Annotated in this window: 20 protein-coding genes; 12 read left to right on the forward strand and 8 right to left on the reverse strand. The window is 39.0% G+C overall.

The window, feature by feature from the left end; translation table 11 throughout:
* The first annotated feature begins 14 nt into the window (after nt 1-14).
* Nucleotides 15-1,274 (forward strand): 2-oxoglutarate dehydrogenase complex dihydrolipoyllysine-residue succinyltransferase, encoded by a 1,260-nt coding sequence (gene odhB / locus DFR59_RS10000; protein ID WP_114745475.1) that lies wholly within the window; start codon nt 15-17, stop codon nt 1,272-1,274.
* 117 nt (nt 1,275-1,391) lie between these two features.
* Here the strand turns inward: odhB and sda are convergent, their stop codons facing one another.
* On the reverse strand, nt 1,392-1,520 hold the full coding sequence (gene sda / locus DFR59_RS10005; RefSeq protein WP_342768314.1) for a sporulation histidine kinase inhibitor Sda: 129 nt from the start codon (nt 1,518-1,520) through the stop codon (nt 1,392-1,394).
* Between the two features lie 184 nt (nt 1,521-1,704).
* Between sda and DFR59_RS10010 the strand changes: the two genes are divergently transcribed.
* The 3 genes from DFR59_RS10010 to DFR59_RS10020 all read left to right on the forward strand — a co-directional run bounded on the left by DFR59_RS10010 (nt 1,705) and on the right by DFR59_RS10020 (nt 5,282).
* Nucleotides 1,705-2,466 carry a VOC family protein gene (locus tag DFR59_RS10010; protein WP_114745477.1) on the forward strand — a complete coding sequence of 254 codons (762 nt, stop codon included), beginning with the start codon at nt 1,705-1,707 and terminating at the stop codon, nt 2,464-2,466.
* A 149-nt stretch (nt 2,467-2,615) separates the two neighbouring features.
* Nucleotides 2,616-4,256 carry an AMP-binding protein gene (locus DFR59_RS10015; RefSeq protein WP_114745478.1) on the forward strand — a complete coding sequence of 547 codons (1,641 nt, stop codon included), beginning with the start codon at nt 2,616-2,618 and terminating at the stop codon, nt 4,254-4,256.
* Between the two features lie 132 nt (nt 4,257-4,388).
* A complete protein-coding gene (locus tag DFR59_RS10020) occupies nt 4,389-5,282 on the forward strand; it encodes a gamma-glutamylcyclotransferase family protein (protein WP_114745479.1) in 894 nt (297 codons plus the stop codon).
* Nucleotides 5,283-5,331: 49 nt separating this feature from the next.
* On the opposite strand, the gene DFR59_RS10025 is transcribed toward DFR59_RS10020, so the two are convergent.
* Both DFR59_RS10025 and DFR59_RS10030 read right to left on the reverse strand, forming a co-directional pair.
* Nucleotides 5,332-5,664 carry a hypothetical protein gene (locus DFR59_RS10025; protein WP_114745480.1) on the reverse strand — a complete coding sequence of 111 codons (333 nt, stop codon included), beginning with the start codon at nt 5,662-5,664 and terminating at the stop codon, nt 5,332-5,334.
* Between the two features lie 135 nt (nt 5,665-5,799).
* Nucleotides 5,800-7,284, reverse strand: a complete 1,485-nt coding sequence (locus DFR59_RS10030) for an aldehyde dehydrogenase family protein (protein ID WP_114745481.1) — start codon at nt 7,282-7,284, stop codon at nt 5,800-5,802.
* A gap of 264 nt (nt 7,285-7,548) precedes the next feature.
* On the opposite strand from DFR59_RS10030, the gene DFR59_RS10035 reads away from it, so the two are divergent.
* The 4 genes from DFR59_RS10035 (at nt 7,549) to DFR59_RS10050 (ending at nt 9,092) form a co-directional block, all read left to right on the forward strand.
* Nucleotides 7,549-7,755, forward strand: a complete 207-nt coding sequence (locus tag DFR59_RS10035; RefSeq protein WP_114745482.1) for a DUF6501 family protein — start codon at nt 7,549-7,551, stop codon at nt 7,753-7,755.
* A gap of 81 nt (nt 7,756-7,836) precedes the next feature.
* Complete coding sequence (locus tag DFR59_RS10040) at nt 7,837-8,151, forward strand: hypothetical protein (protein WP_114745483.1); 315 nt, start codon at nt 7,837-7,839, stop codon at nt 8,149-8,151.
* Nucleotides 8,152-8,302: 151 nt separating this feature from the next.
* Nucleotides 8,303-8,551: a DUF2164 domain-containing protein gene (locus DFR59_RS10045; RefSeq protein ID WP_114745484.1), complete on the forward strand. Its 249-nt coding sequence runs from the start codon at nt 8,303-8,305 to the stop codon at nt 8,549-8,551.
* Nucleotides 8,552-8,723: 172 nt separating this feature from the next.
* Nucleotides 8,724-9,092, forward strand: a complete 369-nt coding sequence (locus DFR59_RS10050) for a DUF6173 family protein (RefSeq protein WP_114745485.1) — start codon at nt 8,724-8,726, stop codon at nt 9,090-9,092.
* Nucleotides 9,093-9,144: 52 nt separating this feature from the next.
* Here the strand turns inward: DFR59_RS10050 and yidC are convergent, their stop codons facing one another.
* Both yidC and DFR59_RS10060 read right to left on the reverse strand, forming a co-directional pair.
* Nucleotides 9,145-9,906: a membrane protein insertase YidC gene (yidC, locus tag DFR59_RS10055; protein WP_114745486.1), complete on the reverse strand. Its 762-nt coding sequence runs from the start codon at nt 9,904-9,906 to the stop codon at nt 9,145-9,147.
* A gap of 33 nt (nt 9,907-9,939) precedes the next feature.
* The gene (locus tag DFR59_RS10060; protein ID WP_114745487.1) at nt 9,940-10,224 is read right to left on the reverse strand and encodes a hypothetical protein; all 285 of its coding nucleotides are present in this window, start codon (nt 10,222-10,224) and stop codon (nt 9,940-9,942) included.
* Between the two features lie 308 nt (nt 10,225-10,532).
* On the opposite strand from DFR59_RS10060, the gene DFR59_RS10065 reads away from it, so the two are divergent.
* The 4 genes from DFR59_RS10065 (at nt 10,533) to DFR59_RS10075 (ending at nt 15,324) form a co-directional block, all read left to right on the forward strand.
* The gene (locus DFR59_RS10065) at nt 10,533-11,429 is read left to right on the forward strand and encodes an ATP-binding protein (RefSeq protein ID WP_114745488.1); all 897 of its coding nucleotides are present in this window, start codon (nt 10,533-10,535) and stop codon (nt 11,427-11,429) included.
* A 4-nt stretch (nt 11,430-11,433) separates the two neighbouring features.
* Nucleotides 11,434-13,353 (forward strand): vWA domain-containing protein, encoded by a 1,920-nt coding sequence (locus DFR59_RS10070; protein WP_114745489.1) that lies wholly within the window; start codon nt 11,434-11,436, stop codon nt 13,351-13,353.
* Between the two features lie 113 nt (nt 13,354-13,466).
* Nucleotides 13,467-13,634, forward strand: coding sequence for a hypothetical protein (locus DFR59_RS20070; RefSeq protein WP_158538363.1), 168 nt, complete (start codon nt 13,467-13,469; stop codon nt 13,632-13,634).
* 109 nt (nt 13,635-13,743) lie between these two features.
* Nucleotides 13,744-15,324, forward strand: a complete 1,581-nt coding sequence (locus DFR59_RS10075; RefSeq protein WP_114745558.1) for a cation:proton antiporter — start codon at nt 13,744-13,746, stop codon at nt 15,322-15,324.
* 177 nt (nt 15,325-15,501) lie between these two features.
* Here the strand turns inward: DFR59_RS10075 and DFR59_RS10080 are convergent, their stop codons facing one another.
* The 3 genes from DFR59_RS10080 to DFR59_RS10090 all read right to left on the reverse strand — a co-directional run bounded on the left by DFR59_RS10080 (nt 15,502) and on the right by DFR59_RS10090 (nt 17,174).
* A complete protein-coding gene (locus DFR59_RS10080) occupies nt 15,502-15,804 on the reverse strand; it encodes an AbrB/MazE/SpoVT family DNA-binding domain-containing protein (RefSeq protein ID WP_114745490.1) in 303 nt (100 codons plus the stop codon).
* A 105-nt stretch (nt 15,805-15,909) separates the two neighbouring features.
* The gene (locus tag DFR59_RS10085; protein WP_114745491.1) at nt 15,910-16,536 is read right to left on the reverse strand and encodes a toxic anion resistance protein; all 627 of its coding nucleotides are present in this window, start codon (nt 16,534-16,536) and stop codon (nt 15,910-15,912) included.
* Nucleotides 16,533-17,174 carry a 5-bromo-4-chloroindolyl phosphate hydrolysis family protein gene (locus DFR59_RS10090; protein WP_114745492.1) on the reverse strand — a complete coding sequence of 214 codons (642 nt, stop codon included), beginning with the start codon at nt 17,172-17,174 and terminating at the stop codon, nt 16,533-16,535. Before DFR59_RS10090 ends, DFR59_RS10085 begins: the two co-directional genes overlap by 4 nt.
* Nucleotides 17,175-17,262 lie beyond the last annotated feature (88 nt).

The raw sequence follows: 17,262 nt of genomic DNA on the forward strand, positions 1-17,262 counted from the left end.
AGGAGGACATCAAAGTGGCTGAAATTAAAGTTCCAGAATTAGCAGAATCAATTACAGAAGGTACGATTGCACAATGGCTGAAGCAGCCTGGCGATCATGTTGAAAAAGGGGAATACATCGTTGAACTTGAAACAGATAAAGTCAACGTAGAAGTAATTTCCGAAGAAGCTGGGGTCATTAAAGAATTGAAAGCCGGCGAAGGGGATACCGTTCAAGTCGGTGAAGTAATTGCGATTGTTGATCAGAATGCACAGGCAGGCGGAGCAGCTCCAACTGCAGCACCTGAAAAAACTGAAGAACCTAAAAAAGAAGATGTTCAAGAAGCTCCAAAAGCTGAAGCACCAGCTGCTTCCCAAGAAGCTGATAGCAAAAACCGCCCAATCGCTTCACCTGCTGCACGTAAAATGGCACGTGAGAAAGGCATTGATTTAAATCAAGTGCCTACGGTTGATCCAATGGGAAGAGTACGTGTACAGGATGTTGAAAACTATTCTTCTCAACCTGCGCCTACTTCTAAACCGGCTAAACAAGAAACGAAGGCTCCTGCAGCTGCACCAGCTCAAAATGATGCCAAGCCTGTAGTACGGGAAAAAATGTCCAGAAGACGCCAAACAATCGCGAAGCGTCTTGTAGAAGTACAATCTACTGCAGCGATGCTTACTACATTCAATGAAATTGATATGTCAGCGGTAATGGAACTTCGCAAACGCAAAAAAGATAGATTCTTTGAACAGCATGATGTACGTCTTGGATTTATGTCCTTCTTTACTAAAGCAGTCGTTGCAGCTCTTAAAAAATACCCATATGTCAATGCTGAAATCCAAGGGGATGAAATCGTCCTTAAGAAGTTTTATGATGTAGGTGTTGCGGTTTCCACTGAAGATGGTCTTGTAGTACCAGTCATCCGTGACTGCGATCGTAAAAACTTCGCAGAAATTGAAGGAGACATCCTTGGTATGGCTAAAAAAGCCCGCGATAACAAGCTTGCTTTGAGCGACCTTCAAGGAGGAACATTTACGATTACTAATGGTGGAGTATTCGGATCCTTGCTTTCCACTCCAATATTGAACGGACCACAAGTCGGAATTTTAGGCATGCACTCCATCCAGCTTCGTCCGGTAGCTATTGATAAGGATACAATGGAAAACCGTCCAATGATGTATATTGCATTGTCTTACGACCACCGCATCATTGATGGAAAAGAAGCAGTTGGATTCTTAAAAATGGTGAAAGAATTACTTGAAAATCCAGAAGATCTATTACTGGAAGGTTGATTATAAAGGCGCATCCATTGTCGAATAAGACGATGGGATGCGCCTTTTTTCTAAATTAAAAAGGCCGGCTAGGAGAGAAAAACTCCATGCCGGCCAAAAGTTATTAAAAGTTAATTATTAACGACGTTGTTTAAGGGGATTAATCCCGCGCTTTCTAATTTCATCTTTTAAAAGTCTTACCCAATCACGATCCTGACCATTTTTCTCAGCGCCTCTGTATGCTGCGACCAACTGTTCATTACTCATAATTTTCAAGTAAAGCCCTCCTTGTGAAATTAGAATTTTCTATATTTTCTAACATTCTAACGTGTTTATTAACATTTGAAAAGGGGTTAATCAAAAAATAATTCAAAAGTTCGAAAAAAGTCAAAAAAACACGATTGATGACATAGGAAAAACTAATGATAAGACATTTTAAGGAGGATAAACTATGCTATTTGAATTGGACCATATTGTTCATTTTATCGGAAGCAATGGGGAAGAAATTTTACCAGAGCTGAAAAAACTAAATCTAAAATCGATAACAGGGGGTGTCCACACTGAATGGGGGACAGCCAATATTTTATCTTATGCCGGATTGAGCTATGTAGAATACCTTTTTATTAGGGATGAAGAAAAGGCAAGCGCCTCAAATAATCCTTTAATTAAGCTGCTGGTGGGGGATCTGAAAGAGAGAGAAGGTTTTGGTCAACTATGTTTTAGGTGCGATGACATTCATAAAGTGAAAATAGAATTAAAAGAAAAAGGATATCAGACTGGAGATTTAATAGAGGGTAAAAGAACACAACATGATGGCAAAATTTTAAAGTGGAAAATGCTCTTTATGGATGAAAAGCCAAAAAGCGGTCTTCCATGGCCTTTTTTTATTCAATGGGATGAAAGCAGCCAGGATCGAAAGGATAGGCTAAAAAGAATGGGAGCAATATCTTCAGAGAATGAAAATAGATCCATTCAACTCATTAGAATGGCTTCCAGAGACCCCGGAAGTGATATGAATGAATGGAAGAAAGCTTTTGGTTTGGAAGAAGGAAAAGTGGAAAGTGAGCCTTATGTACTGAACTTAAATGGGACTCTGTTAATCTTTGAACATCCAAACGAATTAAATATTCAGATTGCCAGACCGTTTGCTCTCCAATTTTCCCCATGTCTTTTTCCCGGGACTATTATATACAGAGGAGCAGCTTATCAATAATACCTCTCACCGCTATTTCGACAAATAGTAAGAAATATGCCTGACATTCTACTATATTTCTAAGAAGCTAATATATTTTAATTTTCAAAATAATATGATAATATTGTTGAAAGCGCATTCTATTTCAGAGGATTCAAGGGGGGCAAAGAATGGGAGAATTATTGACGCATACAGTTGGGGATTTATTACAAGAGAAGGCTCGCCTTCATCCCGATCATGAAGCAGTGGTATATGCTGACAGAGGTCTCAGATGGACCTATAAGGAATTTGATGATTACTGCCGCTCAGCAGCAAAAGGATTAATGGCGCTTGAAATGGATTCAGGAGACCACATTGCTGTTTGGGCAACGAATACTCCTGAATGGCTTACATGCCAGTTTGCCACCGCAAAAGCAGGATTGGTGATGGTAACTGTCAATACTAATTACAGAAGGGCAGAACTAGAGTATTTACTACACCAGTCTGATTCCAAAACAATCGTATTGATTGACCAATACAGAGATGCATCATACATAGATATGCTTTATGAAATTTGTCCTGAACTTGCCTATTCAAAACCAGGACAATTGCAAAGTGAACGCTTGCCGCAGTTGAAAAATGTTATTGTATTGGGAGAAAAGAGATTCCCGGGCACATTTTCTTGGACAGATGTGATTGAAAGGGGAAGTGAGATTTCAGATGATGCCTTGACCGCCAGGATGAAGGAACTCGACCCGCACGACGTGATCAATATGCAATATACAAGCGGGACAACAGGGTTTCCTAAAGGTGTCATGCTGACTCATTCAAATATTGTCAATAATGCGTTCAATATTGCAGGATGCATGAAGTTGTCTTCAGAAGACCGTCTTTGCATCCCAGTCCCTTTTTTCCATTGTTTTGGTTGTGTACTTGGAACGCTTGCTTGTGTATCCGTAGGGGCTACGATGATCCCGGTTCAGGAGTTCAGTCCAAAATTAGTTCTAGAAACTGTAGAAAAAGAAAAGTGTACCGGTCTGCATGGAGTTCCGACAATGTTCATTGCAGAACTGAATGATCCTGATTTTGAAAAATATGATTTATCTACACTGAGAACAGGAATCATGGCAGGTTCTAATTGTCCGATAGAAGTAATGAGAGGCGTCATTGACCGAATGGGTGCAAGTGAGATAACAATAGCGTATGGACAGACTGAATCCTCACCTGTCATCACCCAGACCAGGACCGATGATGAACTGCAATTAAGAGTTGAAACAGTTGGAAGATCACTGCCAAATGTAGAAGTGAAAATCGTCAAACCTGGTACTGACCTGGAAGTACCGGATGGCACTCAAGGGGAACTATGTACGAGAGGCTACCATGTAATGAGGGGTTATTACAAGAATGACGATGCCACCAGATCAGTAATCGATGAAGATGGATGGCTGCATACCGGTGATTTAGCTGTTAAAGAGAGCAATGGGTATTGTCGGATCACTGGACGATTAAAGGATATGATTATCCGGGGAGGGGAAAATATCTATCCGAGAGAAATTGAGGAGTTCCTTTACACACATCCAAAGGTATTGGATGTGCAAGTGGTAGGGATACCAGACGAGGTCTACGGCGAGGAAGTAATGGCATGGGTCATTCTAAAAGAAGGTGTAATGGCAACGGCGGAAGAATTAAAAGAATTCTGCAGGGGTCAAATTTCAAGACACAAAATACCGAAATATTTTGAGTTCACTGATTCATATCCAATGACAGCCTCAGGTAAAATCCAGAAATTCAGACTCCGGGAGCAGGCAGTAAATCTCGTACATGAAAAATAGATTAATTATGTTGGGCATCGACAATTTTCGGTGCCTCTTTATTTTGCAGAATAATTAGAAAATGGTATAGTATTAATAAATAAAATAATAAATTTATTATAATATTATTATGTAAACTAAAGGGAGATAAATATGAGTAAAAAGCTATTATTTGTATATGGAACATTAAGAAGACACGATAATAATCATTCTTTTCTATTAAAGGAGAGACTGGCAGCAAGCCAAGCATGGATTAATGGAATCATGTATGACACTACTGCAGGCTATCCAACTGTGGAACTTCAAGGTACTTCGACGGTGTATGGGGAACTATATGAAATTAATGAAGCCATTTTGCCCGAACTGGATGAATTAGAAGGGTATCATGAAGGGGAAGAAGGAAACCTGTTTCATCGAACTATATGTAAAGTAAATACAGATTTGGGAGAATACGAAGCAATCATTTACATAACAGGTGATAAAAAATTGAATAGGGAATTAATCGAAGGAGGAGATTGGAGGGTCCATCAATTTTTTACGGATAAATCAAAACAAGAACTCTATTACTTCGCATACGGCTCATGTATGGATGATGAACGATTTGCGAAAGCAAGAGTGGATCATCTTTTTAAGGAAGTAGTAGGGGGAGGAACTTTAGAGAACTTTTCTATGAAATATACCTTCCTTGTACACGATGGAGGAAGAGGGGATATAGTCGAAGATGGCGGTGCTGTAGAAGGTGTTCTTTATAAAGTGGATTGGAGTGCTTTTGAATACTTATTCGAACGCGAGGGAGTTGCGCCTGGATGGTACCGTCCTGCATTGGTGGATATAAATGCTGCTGATGGGATGATACAAGATGTGGTAACCTTTATTGTGATTAAGAAAGATAAAGAAACTTGTCCACCCCTTCATTATGCAAGGGAAATCATGAGGGGGGCCAAACCATATGTAAGTTCACAATACTTGAAGAACTTATATACTCAAGTGGAAGGTCTACAAATGAATCCAAATGAATTGTCCGAATTAAAAAGAATTCTTGAATAATAAAACGAGCTGCAGACCTTTCACTGCGGCTCGTTTTTTAATTAATAGATTATAAGTATTGAGTATTTTCCTCCACAATCGGGATGAAACGACCGTATATGCCTATAACCTTTATGATGACATGTTTGCCTTCAGAAGTTTCAAAGTTCCGTTGAATCGTACTGAAGAATAAATAACCACTCTTTTCAAATGAACCAGTTTGGACAATGGGGATATTTGTTTCGCTCATTTCTTTATGATAGCAATCCGGACCGTGGCATACCACATTAAAATTAGTTGAAAGCCATTTATTGAAGTCTTCATTTGAAGGTCTATACAACGCTGCTGTCAACAGTAAAAGAAACAAACTTATATGCAAGAGTTTTTTCTTCCAGTTCTTCATACACTTTCCTCCCGGTATCTCTCCACATAAGATAACATACCTGAGAGTTGAACTCTATGAATATTAAATGAATTTTCCATTTAAATAGAAAAGAAGAGCACCTGCAATCAGGCGCTCTTCTTAAAACTAGTAAATTTATTTCATTGCTATCCAGACACTTTTCACTTCAGTGTAATTCTCTAATGCGTATGATCCCATTTCACGGCCGATGCCGGATTGTTTATATCCACCGAAAGGAGAAGCGGCATCAAAAGCATTGTAGCAGTTCACCCATACTGTTCCTGCACGAAGCTTGCCGGCAATATAGTGAGCATTTGCAACGTCTCTTGTCCAAACACCAGCAGCTAATCCATATTCGCTGTTATTGGCACGCTTGATGACTTCATCAATGTCATCATAAGGCATTGCAGATATGACAGGACCAAAAATCTCTTCTTTAGCAATAGTCATTTCATCATTAACATCAGCGAAGACTGTAGGTGCTACAAAGTAGCCTTGTTCGGAAGGCTTCACGCCGCCTGCCAAAAGTTCTGCACCTTCACTTAGTCCTTTTTCGATATAGCTCATGACTCTATTTTGCTGTTCTTGAGAAACAAGAGGTCCCATCTGCGTGTCTTCATGAAGTCCGAATCCCTGCTTGATATTTTTCGCGTGGGAAGCCATATCAGCAACAACGTTGTCAAAGTGCTTCTTCTGAATGAATACACGGGATCCTGCACAGCACACTTGGCCTTGGTTAAACATTACGCCATTTAATGCACCGGGCACCGCTTTTGACAAATCAGCATCTGGAAGAAGGATGTTAGGCGATTTTCCGCCTAGTTCCAAAGTGACTCTCTTTAAGTTTTTAGATGCGCGGCTCATAATGACTTTTCCGACCTCTGTAGAGCCAGTAAAAGCAATCTTATCAACAAGTGGATGATCGACCAGCGGCTGTCCTGCTGTCTCACCGAATCCAGGGACGATATTCAATACTCCTGGAGGGAAGCCTGCCTGATCAGCGAGCTCTGCTAAATAAAGTGCAGATAGAGGTGTCTGTTCAGCAGGCTTCAACACTACTGTACAACCCGTAGCCAGAGCAGCCCCGAGCTTCCACATCGCCATTAATAGAGGGAAGTTCCAAGGAATGATCTGTCCTACTACACCGACTGCTTCATGGCGTGTATAGTTAAAATATGGACCGCTGACAGGGATTGTCTGTCCAACGATCTTTGTAGACCATCCAGCATAATATCTCATATGTTCAATTGCAAGTGGAACATCGGCTCCAGACGTTTCACGGATTGGTTTACCGTTATCCAATGTTTCCAATTGTGCTAATTCTTCTTTATTTTCTTCCATCAAATCTGCAAGCTTATACATCAGACGGCTTCTCTTGGCAGCGCTCATCTTAGACCAAGGGCCTTCATCAAAAGCTTTGCGTGCTGCTTTTACAGCGCGGTCGATGTCCTCAGGGCCAGCTTCGTAAACAGTTGCCAGAACTTCTCCAGTGGCTGGATTCGGTGTATCAAAAGTCTTTTGGGTTGCACTTTCGACAAACTCACCATTGATATACATTTTTTTAGTGCCCTGTAAAAATTCTTCTACCTTCTTGTTTACTTTCACCATTAATTGACTCATTCTCTCTACCTCCTGATAATGAAGTGTTATGTATGGTCTTGGTGCAGCGGTTTTAGCTGTAAACATGACGTTTTGATAACGCTTACAACATATATCGTACTACTAATATTCTAAAAATTCAATAATATTATTTTTATCAGAATAAAAAGTTTTTGATAAAATATGCGCAAAATCGACAATGGTGCGGTATTAAAGAGGTTGCCGTTGGAAATAAAAAAAATTATACTTAAATATACATAGAAGATAGAGAGGGTGCAGAAAACAATGATTCATTATAATTGGACTGAGCGCAATGGAGGCAAAAAGGTGAAATGCCTGCATACAAATGCAGAGAAATATATGGTGGAAAATGTCCTGACAGCAGGAAATGTATACGAAGTAAAGAATGAAACGGAAGAATATTATTTTGTCATTGATAACAGCGGCAAGATGGGTGGATTTTATAAAGACTATTTTGAAGAAGTAAAATAATCGGGATTAAGTATATTTTTCTTCCTGCCGTCGCATCTTAACTTTTGTACTATTGAAGAAGATGCGAATGGAGGAACAACAATGGCAAATACAAATGCACAGCAAGCAATTCAAGAAGCAAAGCAGGCGCTGCAGCAGGCGGGTCAAAATGCTTTCGGATCCGTCGACAGTCTGGAAAGGGCTGTTGAGTCCTTAAAAGCATGTATGAATTCTGTAGAGGCAGGGAGCCACGCTGACCAGCTAAGAGATATTCATCATGCAGTACAGCAAGCTTGTAATGCATGCAAGGAGCCGCACAATCAACAATCTGTGGAAAATTCAATTCAGCAGGCTTTGAGAGCATGTGACCAGGCAGACTCTCTCGGGACATCAGACGGAAGTCAAACTATGATGTAATAAGCTCTATGAAAGGTATAATCCAGTTAGTATCGGATTATACCTTTTTTGTTATTTCACATACCTATACAGAAAAAGAACGAATGGTCAGTCAGGGAAGTGTGCATTCAGTGTTATAATATACTGAAGAAAAAAGAAAGGCGGTTTTAATATGATAGATATCAAGATTTCCAGAGAGGAAAAACAAATGCTTCTTGGGAAAATCCAGACATATTTTTATCAAGATAGAGGTGAAGAAATAGGCGATTTAGCTGCTGAAAACCTTTATCATTTTTTTCTTAATGAACTAGGACCAAGCATCTACAACCAAGGGATTGAAGACTCAAAGAAAATGGTCATTCAAAAAATGGAGAATGTAGATGAAGATCTGGAAGCATTGAAGAGAATGCCAAAGCGGTAAATCCAGGTTGGATGTTAGAGGAAGTCATTTTACATATTGTTACTCAATAAGAAGGAAAAATGTCGCTTGTTGTCGAATTAATAGTAAAAGTCGAAAGGAGGCTCAAACAGCATGTTTTAATTTGCTGATTAAAATACTGAGGCAGATTCATCCAAGATGGAGGTGCATTTATATGAAAAAAACGCCAAACATCATAACTGAAAGGGAGAATGCCCTTTTACAAGATGAATCCATTAATCCTGAATTGGCAAGTGCTTTCTATCGCAAGATCATTGAAATGATCCTTCTTTTTGAATCACAGTTGAATGAAGAAGAGGAAGTAGGGCTCAGACTTGTGTCTTTTGGGAATGCCATGCAATTTCATGTTGATGCCATCAGTTATTTTAACCCGAGTCTCATATCGTTTATGGGAATACTTGAGGATGGCTCAAAAGTAAAACTAATTCAGCATGTCAGTCAAATCAGCTTTCTCCTTATGGCACTGCCTAAACGAGAAGAACATGCTCCTCCCAATCGAATCGGTTTTTTATATTCAAATTAGAAAAAATAAACATACAAAAAGAACCTGGAGAAACAGGTTCTTTTTATATGTTTTATTTGGAAGGCTTCACTTCTGCCTTCGGATTGTAGATTTTCTTTGCAATCAATGTCTGAGCGATCAAGAACACTCCTCCGACTGCCCAATATAATGCAAGGGCTGCTGGTGCACTGAAGGAAATGACCAGAATCATGATTGGGGATAATAGGGTCATGAATTTCATTTGTTTTTGCTGTTCTTCTGTCATCCCGACCATAGTTACTTTTGATTGGAAGAAATAAGCGATACCTGCAAGGATAGCCATTGGAATATCGGGCTGACCGAGATTGAACCATAGGAAGTTGTGCGTTGCAATTTCATGTGAACTGCGAATCGCATAATAAAGGCCCATCCAGATAGGCATTTGAATCAGGATTGGCAAACATCCCATATTTAATGGGTTTACGCCGTGCTTTTTATAAAGTCCCATCATTTCAGCCTGAAGTTCACGCTGTTTCTCAGGACTTTTTTCTGCTTTCAATTTCTTTTGGATTTTATCCATTTCTGGCTTCAAAACTTCCATTTTGCTTTTCATTTGCTGTTGGTTTTTATAAGTTTTTAAAGTTAAAGGCAACAGGATTGTACGAATCAAAATGGTAATGATGATAATGGCAATCCCATAGTTTCCTGCAGTAATATCTGCAATACCCTTTATAGCCTTAGCGAATGGGGAAACCAAAGATTTATGAAAAAGGCTGTCGTTATTGGTTGCTGCTGAACATGCTGAAAGTAATAGTGTAGAACCTGCTAGCATTAAAATTGTAATAATACGTTTCAAAGTATATCCTCCTCAAATTTCAATCAAATAATATTATGCAGTGAGAAGGAGCAAATGATCTTCTTCATCAGTTGGCCGCTCTAGTCTTTTAACCGTTTTCAATATTCGTGCTGCAATAGAGACGTGAGGCAGGAAAAGTTGTTCTTCTGCTGTTCCTGCAATTGTAAAGCATCCTATCAGGGATGGACGCACTCCATCTTGTGCAAGCGGCTTGCTCTGGAACCAACGCCATGTTTTAAAGACAGCGAAGCTGAATATTATACTTGCGTAAAAGGCATAAACGACCGGATCGCTCGTCCATTCGAACAAATAATCCATTCCTTTCGCCACCTTCTATATTGTCTGTTTGAGTATAGCTTATTTTTCCTTCATTCTCAAATTCTTTTTCTCTTTAAAGGGATTTTAAAGGTGAAAAAATTCACAGAATAGTTAACTTTGATATTTTATCTGAACTTCTATAATAGTTTCTTCATGCTATTCAAAACATATGGCTAGGTTCTATTATTTAGAACATTTCCGTGCAGAGGGGCTAAATAGCGCAAATCTTTGCATTGAAAACGTTTTAGCATGTAGAATACTTCTTGGACTATGGATTATGAGTATTGTATAGAGAGGAAATAACTGATATGAACTTAGAAGATTTGCAATTGAATTTACCAATAGATATTCAAAAAATGATTAATAAAAGAAGAGAACATTTTAAGGGTGCAGTTGAAAGCAGGCTGATAGGAGAAGGAGGATATCAAGCTTCTGATGTCTCCATTATGACTGACGCTTTAGTTTCATTATCAATAGGTAAGAATGTCCTTTTGAAAGGACCGACCGGGTCGGGGAAGACGAAGCTTGCTGAAACTCTTTCTTCATTCTTTTTGCAGCCAATGCACAGCATCAACTGTTCAGTCGATTTGGATGCTGAAGCAATGCTGGGGTATAAAACTATTACTCATTCTGAGGGGAAAGCAGTGATTGATTTTGTAGAAGGGCCCGTTGTAAAAGCAATGAAAAGCGGCCAGCTGCTTTATATTGACGAAATAAACATGGCGAAGCCGGAAACTCTGCCGATATTGAATGGGGTGCTGGATTATCGCCGGATGATTACAAATCCATTTACAGGGGAAGTCATCAAAGCTTCTGAATCCTTTGGGGTTATAGCAGCCATCAATGAAGGATATGTCGGGACTGTGGCATTGAATGAAGCTCTTATGAACCGTTTTGTGGTCATTGAGGTGCCGTATATTCAAAACGATGTTCTTAAGGGAGTCCTCCATAAACAAAGTAAATTGAAAGATTTAAACATGATCAATCAATTTGTTTCCCTTTCCAATGATTTAGTCACACAAGTCCACAATGGGCAGGTAACAGAGGAGGCAGCATCTATCCGTGCACTCCTTGATGCGTGTGATCTAGCCGTCTATATGCCTCCAATCAGGGCCATTAAACGGGCAATCATCGATAAAGTGGAGGATGACAGAGAGAAAAAAGCCATCTTAAATATAGCTGAAACATTGTTTGAGCAAGGGTGATCTCATGCAGAGATTTATTCAATTTAATGACGAGAAAATTGACTCCATGCTATTTATGGAATTGGCTGATTTAGCCAAGACACTGACAAAGGATGAAGAAACAGAAGTCGAGTTTGGCAAACATTCTTACTTGGATGTAAGTGCGAAGAAAGTATTTGTGAGCCATTTTTGGGATCATCGATCAGAACAGGATATGAGAGACGGCATGAAAACAGATGTTTATCTGCGTTCGATCGGAAACCATCAGTTCACTGACTTCAATGAAATCCTGTCCTACATTTCTAAACTGAAAAAAACAGGATGCACTAGCTTTGGGAAGCAGCTGTTCATGACAGCAGAAGACTTGAGGATTGAGGAGCTAGTAAAAAAGGGACGTCCAGGAACGAAAAAATCCTTTCAGAATCGAAGGACTTTATACAGACGCTACTTTGAAACGCAGCAAAATGTGAATATGGTCAAAAGTGTGTTTACGGATGCCCTTTTCAATACATTATATTTACTGCTTCAATCTGACTCGCCAATTGAGCATATACCATCTTTCAATGAAGAAATCGATTTGGCAATCCCATTTTTAAAACAGCAGATGATGAGATTTTATGAGACAAAGTCCACTAAAGAAACAATCAAGATTTGTTTAGAGATCATAGAAGTTTTGGATGAAATTTTAGAAAAGGATATGCTGAACGAATATTTCCATCTTCCCGAAAATGTATACTCGTCGTTGGATTCCTTCAATATGGACTTTGATGATTTGAAAAGAAAAGATCCTTTAAAGAATCATGATATTCAAGACAAGAAAAAGGAAGATGACGAAGAGGTCCATGAGGAAAAAATGGAAACATGGCATCGGGAAACAAAGGATATGAGCAAAAGCTTCCTGCAGTTTGATCTTGACCAAGGCACCCAGACAGATCTGCTCGGAGAAGGGGTCAGGGAAGGAGATGCGGGTGATCAGGCACTGGGGATTGTCCAGGGGTCATCTAAAAAGGCTGATAGGGAGGACTATTCCAAACTGGAATCAGAAGGAAATAAAATGATGGAAGATGCAGAAGACTCTCATCATTATGGGAAAGAAAATCAGTTTGCCTACCCTATATATTTGGAGCCCAAGAAACCTGAATTGGAAGACACCTTTATATATGAGAAACAAGTGTCTGAGATAAGCAGTTTCCAAAAGAAACTAAAGAACATGATTGAAAAAACATTGGAGCATAAAAGGGTTCAGCCCAGAAATGATTTGCATGCAGGCAGGCTGAACAATAAGCTTCTCCGCTATTTTACGGATGAACTTCCCAGGCTTTTTTATAAGAAATCTGAGCCTTCCAGGGAAATCGATGCTGTTTTTAGTCTGCTTGTCGATTGTTCCGCTTCCATGTTTGATAAGATGGACGAAACCAAGTTAGGAATAACTTTATTCCATGAAGCACTCAAGGGAGTTAAAGTACCTCACGAAATTGTGGGCTTTTGGGAGGATACAAACGATGCCACTGCCGAAAGCCAGCCAAACTATTTTAAAACGGTCATCGACTTCTCGACTTCATTATTGAAGCAAAGCGGTCCTGAAATTCTCCAGCTGCAGCCTGAAGAAGATAACAGGGATGGATTTGCAATAAGGCTCGCACATGAAAGACTGAATAGAAGATTTGAAAAACAAAAATTCCTGCTTGTATTTTCTGACGGTGAGCCTGCAGCGGCTGGCTATGAACAAAATGGTATTGTTGATACACATGAAGCAGTATTGGATGCAAGGAAGAATGGCATTGAGGTCATTAATGTGTTCCTTTCAAAGGATCCCATCGAAGAAAGTCAGAAGAAGGTCATTCAAAATATGTATGGCAGGTTCAGTTTGTTTGTAAGCAATATTGAAGAGCTTCCGGAAATCCTGTTTCCTTTGCTTCGCAAGCTGCTTTTTAAAAGTATTTAAAAAGGCTGAGGAAAAATCAGTCTTCGGAATGAAATGAAAATCATTCGGAAAGAGAATGTGGCTGGATATTCTATTCCATATAATGAAATCATCAAGAACAGGAGATGATTAATATGGAATATGGAACTTTTATCATGATGACAGCAAAATTGAATGAAGTGAAGAACAATATTGAGGATATTAATGAAAACGGATGGAAGTACCTAAAGAAACAAAGAAAACTTCCTCTATGGTGCAATGTCCCGGTTCTTTCCAAGCGTTCCAGCTGTCATTGCCATTAAAAAGATTGCCTCCAATGAGGCGATCTTTTTTGTCGTTTCTCTATTTTCCAGCAGTAAAGTATGGGTATAATAGATGTATAAATTTCCAGAAAACAGTTGGGGTGATTTTTTGCATCAATTAGATCCGCATTATGTATTTGAGCTTGGACTGCTGATGATCATGATCGCTGCCGGTATTACTGCGGCAGCCAAGAAATTCAAGCAGCCATATCCAATCGTTTTAGTTGTATTTGGGGCTTTGATTGGAAGCTTTAACATTCCAGCACTTGAACCTTTAAAGACATTTATCACTCAAGGGGAAATCTTTCACTTTGTCGTCATTACTTTATTTCTCCCAGCGCTTATTGGTGAAGCCTCACTTAAGCTTCCTTACAGCCATTTAAAGGATAATAAAAAGCCCATTTTTGCCCTGGCATTTGGCGGTACGCTTATTTCCTTTTTAGTCGTCGGGTTCAGCATGTACTACTTATTCGACTTCAATATCTCTACTGCCTTTGTCTTTGCAGCACTAATGAGTGCAACTGATCCCGTGAGCGTCCTGTCCATATTTAAAAATTTAGGAGTGCAGAAAAGGCTGTCCATTGTAGTAGAAGGGGAAAGTTTATTTAACGATGGATTAGCGGTCGTATTCTTCAATATTTCCTCATTCTATCTATTATCCTACCTCGACGCAGGGTGGAGTGGTTTCGGCAGCGGACTTCTGGAATTCATCAAAGTCATTTCAATCGGACTGATTGTTGGCGGGGGTCTCGGCTACGCATTTTCAATTCTGACGAAGTATTATGATGATTATCCTCTTGAGATTATCTTCAGCATCATTTTATTTTACGGCTCTTTTTTGCTTTCGGAAAGTCTTCAAGGATCAGGTGTTATTGCGGTTGTCGTAGCATCGATCATCTTTGGGAATTTTGGAGCAAAAATCGGGATGAGCCCGACAACCAAGTTGAATATCAGCAACTTTTGGGAAGTTGCTGCTTTATTGGCTAATTCACTCGTTTTCTTAATGGTTGGCTTGGAAATAACCAGGATACATCTTGCAGATAAATGGTGGCTGATCATTGCTGCCATCGTCATTGTATTAGTAGCCCGCAGCATAGCCGTTTATACCAGTTTGTTTTTCATAAAGAGCTTCCCTTTAAACTGGAAACATCTCATTAATTGGGGCGGTTTGAAAGGGTCGTTGTCCATTGCTCTGGCATTAAGTCTTCCTCAGAATTTTCCAGGGCGGGAGGATATCGTCATTCTCTCCTTCAGTGTAGTTTTAACATCATTGATAGTGCAAGGCTTGACGGTGAAACCGTTAATTTCATTTTTGGGAATCAAACCGAAAAGTGAACAAATGGTGGAATACGAATACTTGATTGCCGAGCTCCACCGCTATGATACTGCGGTGCAGGAAATACATCGGATCAAACAAAAATTATATATAACAGAGCAAGTTTCGGGTGAGTTGATTGCACAATATGAAAAAAGAAAAGATGTAGTAAAAGCCCAGTTGAATGATTTATATGAAAGTAATCCAGCATTTAAAGAAAAACAGCTGGATACCCTTCAAAAGCATGTTCTATATGCAGAACATGAGGCGATTGACAAACTTCTAGGTGATGAAATCATTTCTAGCGAAGTAGCTGAAAAGGAGCACGAAGAAGTCATTGATTCTATTGTTCAAATAGCTGAAAAACATCATTAAGGAAAGCTGTTTTCGTAAAGATTATTGTTAAAATCTTAATGCCGATTTTAACGTGAAAATAGCTGATTTGCGCGTTGAAATGGATTATCCAGGCTCTTTTTAAACTAAAGTTTCTGCATAGATTGCATAAATTACCATGCTTTAATGGTTAAAGCAACAAACTTTGAAAAAAGAGCCTTAAGGGATGAGCTGCAGCATAAAACGTTTTTTATTGTCATCGATGAAGATGCAATAGTGTTCAAATTCATCAAACTTCATCAATTTCAGTAATTCCTTTGGAATCTGTACACTTCCCTTTTCTGATACGATCCGATGATTATGAGTGGAATTATTCCCGGCTTTTTGGATGACGATTGTCTCTTTTTCAAGAAATATCTCTACAAACATTCCAGTCTGAAGTCCGAATGATTCCCTCCATTTGCAAGGGAGGATCACAGATCTCGTTTTATTTAGATCTTTGCATTTATATAGATGCAGCACAATATTCTCCCTCCTTTCCTAGTAAAATACATGTTTATATACATTTTACCTGCCAGCCCAACTTCAAACATTTAGGCAAAAAAAACTGAACCTTATTTACAAGGTTCAGTTTTTTTCGTGATATGCAAGTATAGAAATGTCCGTCAGCAATTCAGAATGGATTTTGTTCATTTCTTTAAAGCTGGCGGCCTCCACAGCAAGATCCATGGCTGCTTGAAATTGCTTTTTCCAGGAAGGTATTGTGGTAATAATGACTTTCTCCACTGATTTTAAATAGTAATTCAAGGAAGCTTCCATTGATAATACTTGTGAAAATGCTTCAGATAGGATGGATTGATTCCAATTAGATTCATCCTCACTGATTGAACTCGATTGGTCATTCAATTCTATTAAAAGCTTTTGGTATTTTACTTTTAATACTTCAATTCTTTCCAATTCATTGATGAGTTCATTTTTTGAAATCATTTCGAGATGCAGATGAAGTTTATCTATTTGAACCTCCAGCTGTTTGAAATTTGAAAATGTGGAACGTGATTTTTTTACTCTGCCAATACGAAAGAATCCTCTAATTCCGCCCGCAGCTGATAATTTTTTAAAGTCTGCCTTCTCAATTGTTTGGATTAATTGTTTTAACTGTTTATCGACCTGACGGAGTCGGCTGGAATTTAAAAAAGTCAATAGTTCGGAAGAGTATGCATGAAGTCTGCTGCGGATGATGCTATCTTCGCTCATTTTTTAATTCCATTCTTATTTTGGTCCCATTGATTATGGAGCTTAATGTAGTCTATTTCAACATTCAACTTTTGGATTTCAGGTGAGAGGAGTTTCATCAAGTCTGATTCCAACTTGGAATTGACAATCGAGATGCTGTTTTTTGCTTCTTGAAGCGTATGGCGCACATCCGGATTCACAGGCGCCTGGCTTGATAAAAGAGAATATTTTTCTGTAATTTCTACAGCAGAATCCAGATCCTTATAAAAAAATTCTTCACTTGCGAAGAATAGATGCGGCTGGATTTTAACTGTCTTTACGATTTTTCGTGAAAGCTTTTGGGTTTCATAGAACTGGCGAAAAGCAGATATTGACCTGAGATTCATGATGGACCTTTGAAGTCTTCTTAATTTGCTGCTTGCCTGCTTTAGATTTTTAAGGATGAACTGATATTCTTTTCGAGTCAATCCATATTTCCTATAGATTTTAGCCAGCTGAATCCACTTTACGATGAAATAAATGATTATAGACGCTCCTACTGCTGTTAAGGAAGAGAGGAGAAAAGTGAAATCCAAATTAAAAAAACTAAAGAGCCATACGATGAATCCAGAGCATACCCCAAGTAAGCTTCTTACGGCAAAACGAATGAATGACATCATAGTCTTAAGCCCCAATCTGATAAGTTCAATCTATAGTATTATGAAATAAAATGAAAAAAGTTACGTTCGTACAGCTTATAAATTTATT

The sequence above is a fragment of the Falsibacillus pallidus genome (assembly GCF_003350505.1).
GTDB lineage: Bacteria > Bacillota > Bacilli > Bacillales > DSM-25281 > Falsibacillus > Falsibacillus pallidus.

Bases quoted from the DNA above. Each gene is read 5' to 3' on its own strand.
- DFR59_RS10040 (WP_114745483.1), top strand. From the start codon at position 7,837: ATGGCAAATACAAATGCACAGCAAGCAATTCAAGAAGCAAAGCAGGCG.
- DFR59_RS10045 (WP_114745484.1), top strand. From the start codon at position 8,303: ATGATAGATATCAAGATTTCCAGAGAGGAAAAACAAATGCTTCTTGGG.
- DFR59_RS10010 (WP_114745477.1), top strand. From the start codon at position 1,705: ATGCTATTTGAATTGGACCATATTGTTCATTTTATCGGAAGCAATGGG.
- DFR59_RS10065 (WP_114745488.1), top strand. From the start codon at position 10,533: ATGAACTTAGAAGATTTGCAATTGAATTTACCAATAGATATTCAAAAA.
- DFR59_RS10020 (WP_114745479.1), top strand. From the start codon at position 4,389: ATGAGTAAAAAGCTATTATTTGTATATGGAACATTAAGAAGACACGAT.
- DFR59_RS10030 (WP_114745481.1), bottom strand. From the start codon at position 7,284: ATGAGTCAATTAATGGTGAAAGTAAACAAGAAGGTAGAAGAATTTTTA.
- DFR59_RS10070 (WP_114745489.1), top strand. From the start codon at position 11,434: ATGCAGAGATTTATTCAATTTAATGACGAGAAAATTGACTCCATGCTA.
- DFR59_RS10085 (WP_114745491.1), bottom strand. From the start codon at position 16,536: ATGAGCGAAGATAGCATCATCCGCAGCAGACTTCATGCATACTCTTCC.
- DFR59_RS10015 (WP_114745478.1), top strand. From the start codon at position 2,616: ATGGGAGAATTATTGACGCATACAGTTGGGGATTTATTACAAGAGAAG.
- DFR59_RS20070 (WP_158538363.1), top strand. From the start codon at position 13,467: ATGGAATATGGAACTTTTATCATGATGACAGCAAAATTGAATGAAGTG.
- DFR59_RS10060 (WP_114745487.1), bottom strand. From the start codon at position 10,224: ATGGATTATTTGTTCGAATGGACGAGCGATCCGGTCGTTTATGCCTTT.
- DFR59_RS10050 (WP_114745485.1), top strand. From the start codon at position 8,724: ATGAAAAAAACGCCAAACATCATAACTGAAAGGGAGAATGCCCTTTTA.
- sda (WP_342768314.1), bottom strand. From the start codon at position 1,520: ATGAGTAATGAACAGTTGGTCGCAGCATACAGAGGCGCTGAGAAAAAT.
- DFR59_RS10035 (WP_114745482.1), top strand. From the start codon at position 7,549: ATGATTCATTATAATTGGACTGAGCGCAATGGAGGCAAAAAGGTGAAA.
- DFR59_RS10025 (WP_114745480.1), bottom strand. From the start codon at position 5,664: ATGAAGAACTGGAAGAAAAAACTCTTGCATATAAGTTTGTTTCTTTTA.
- DFR59_RS10090 (WP_114745492.1), bottom strand. From the start codon at position 17,174: ATGATGTCATTCATTCGTTTTGCCGTAAGAAGCTTACTTGGGGTATGC.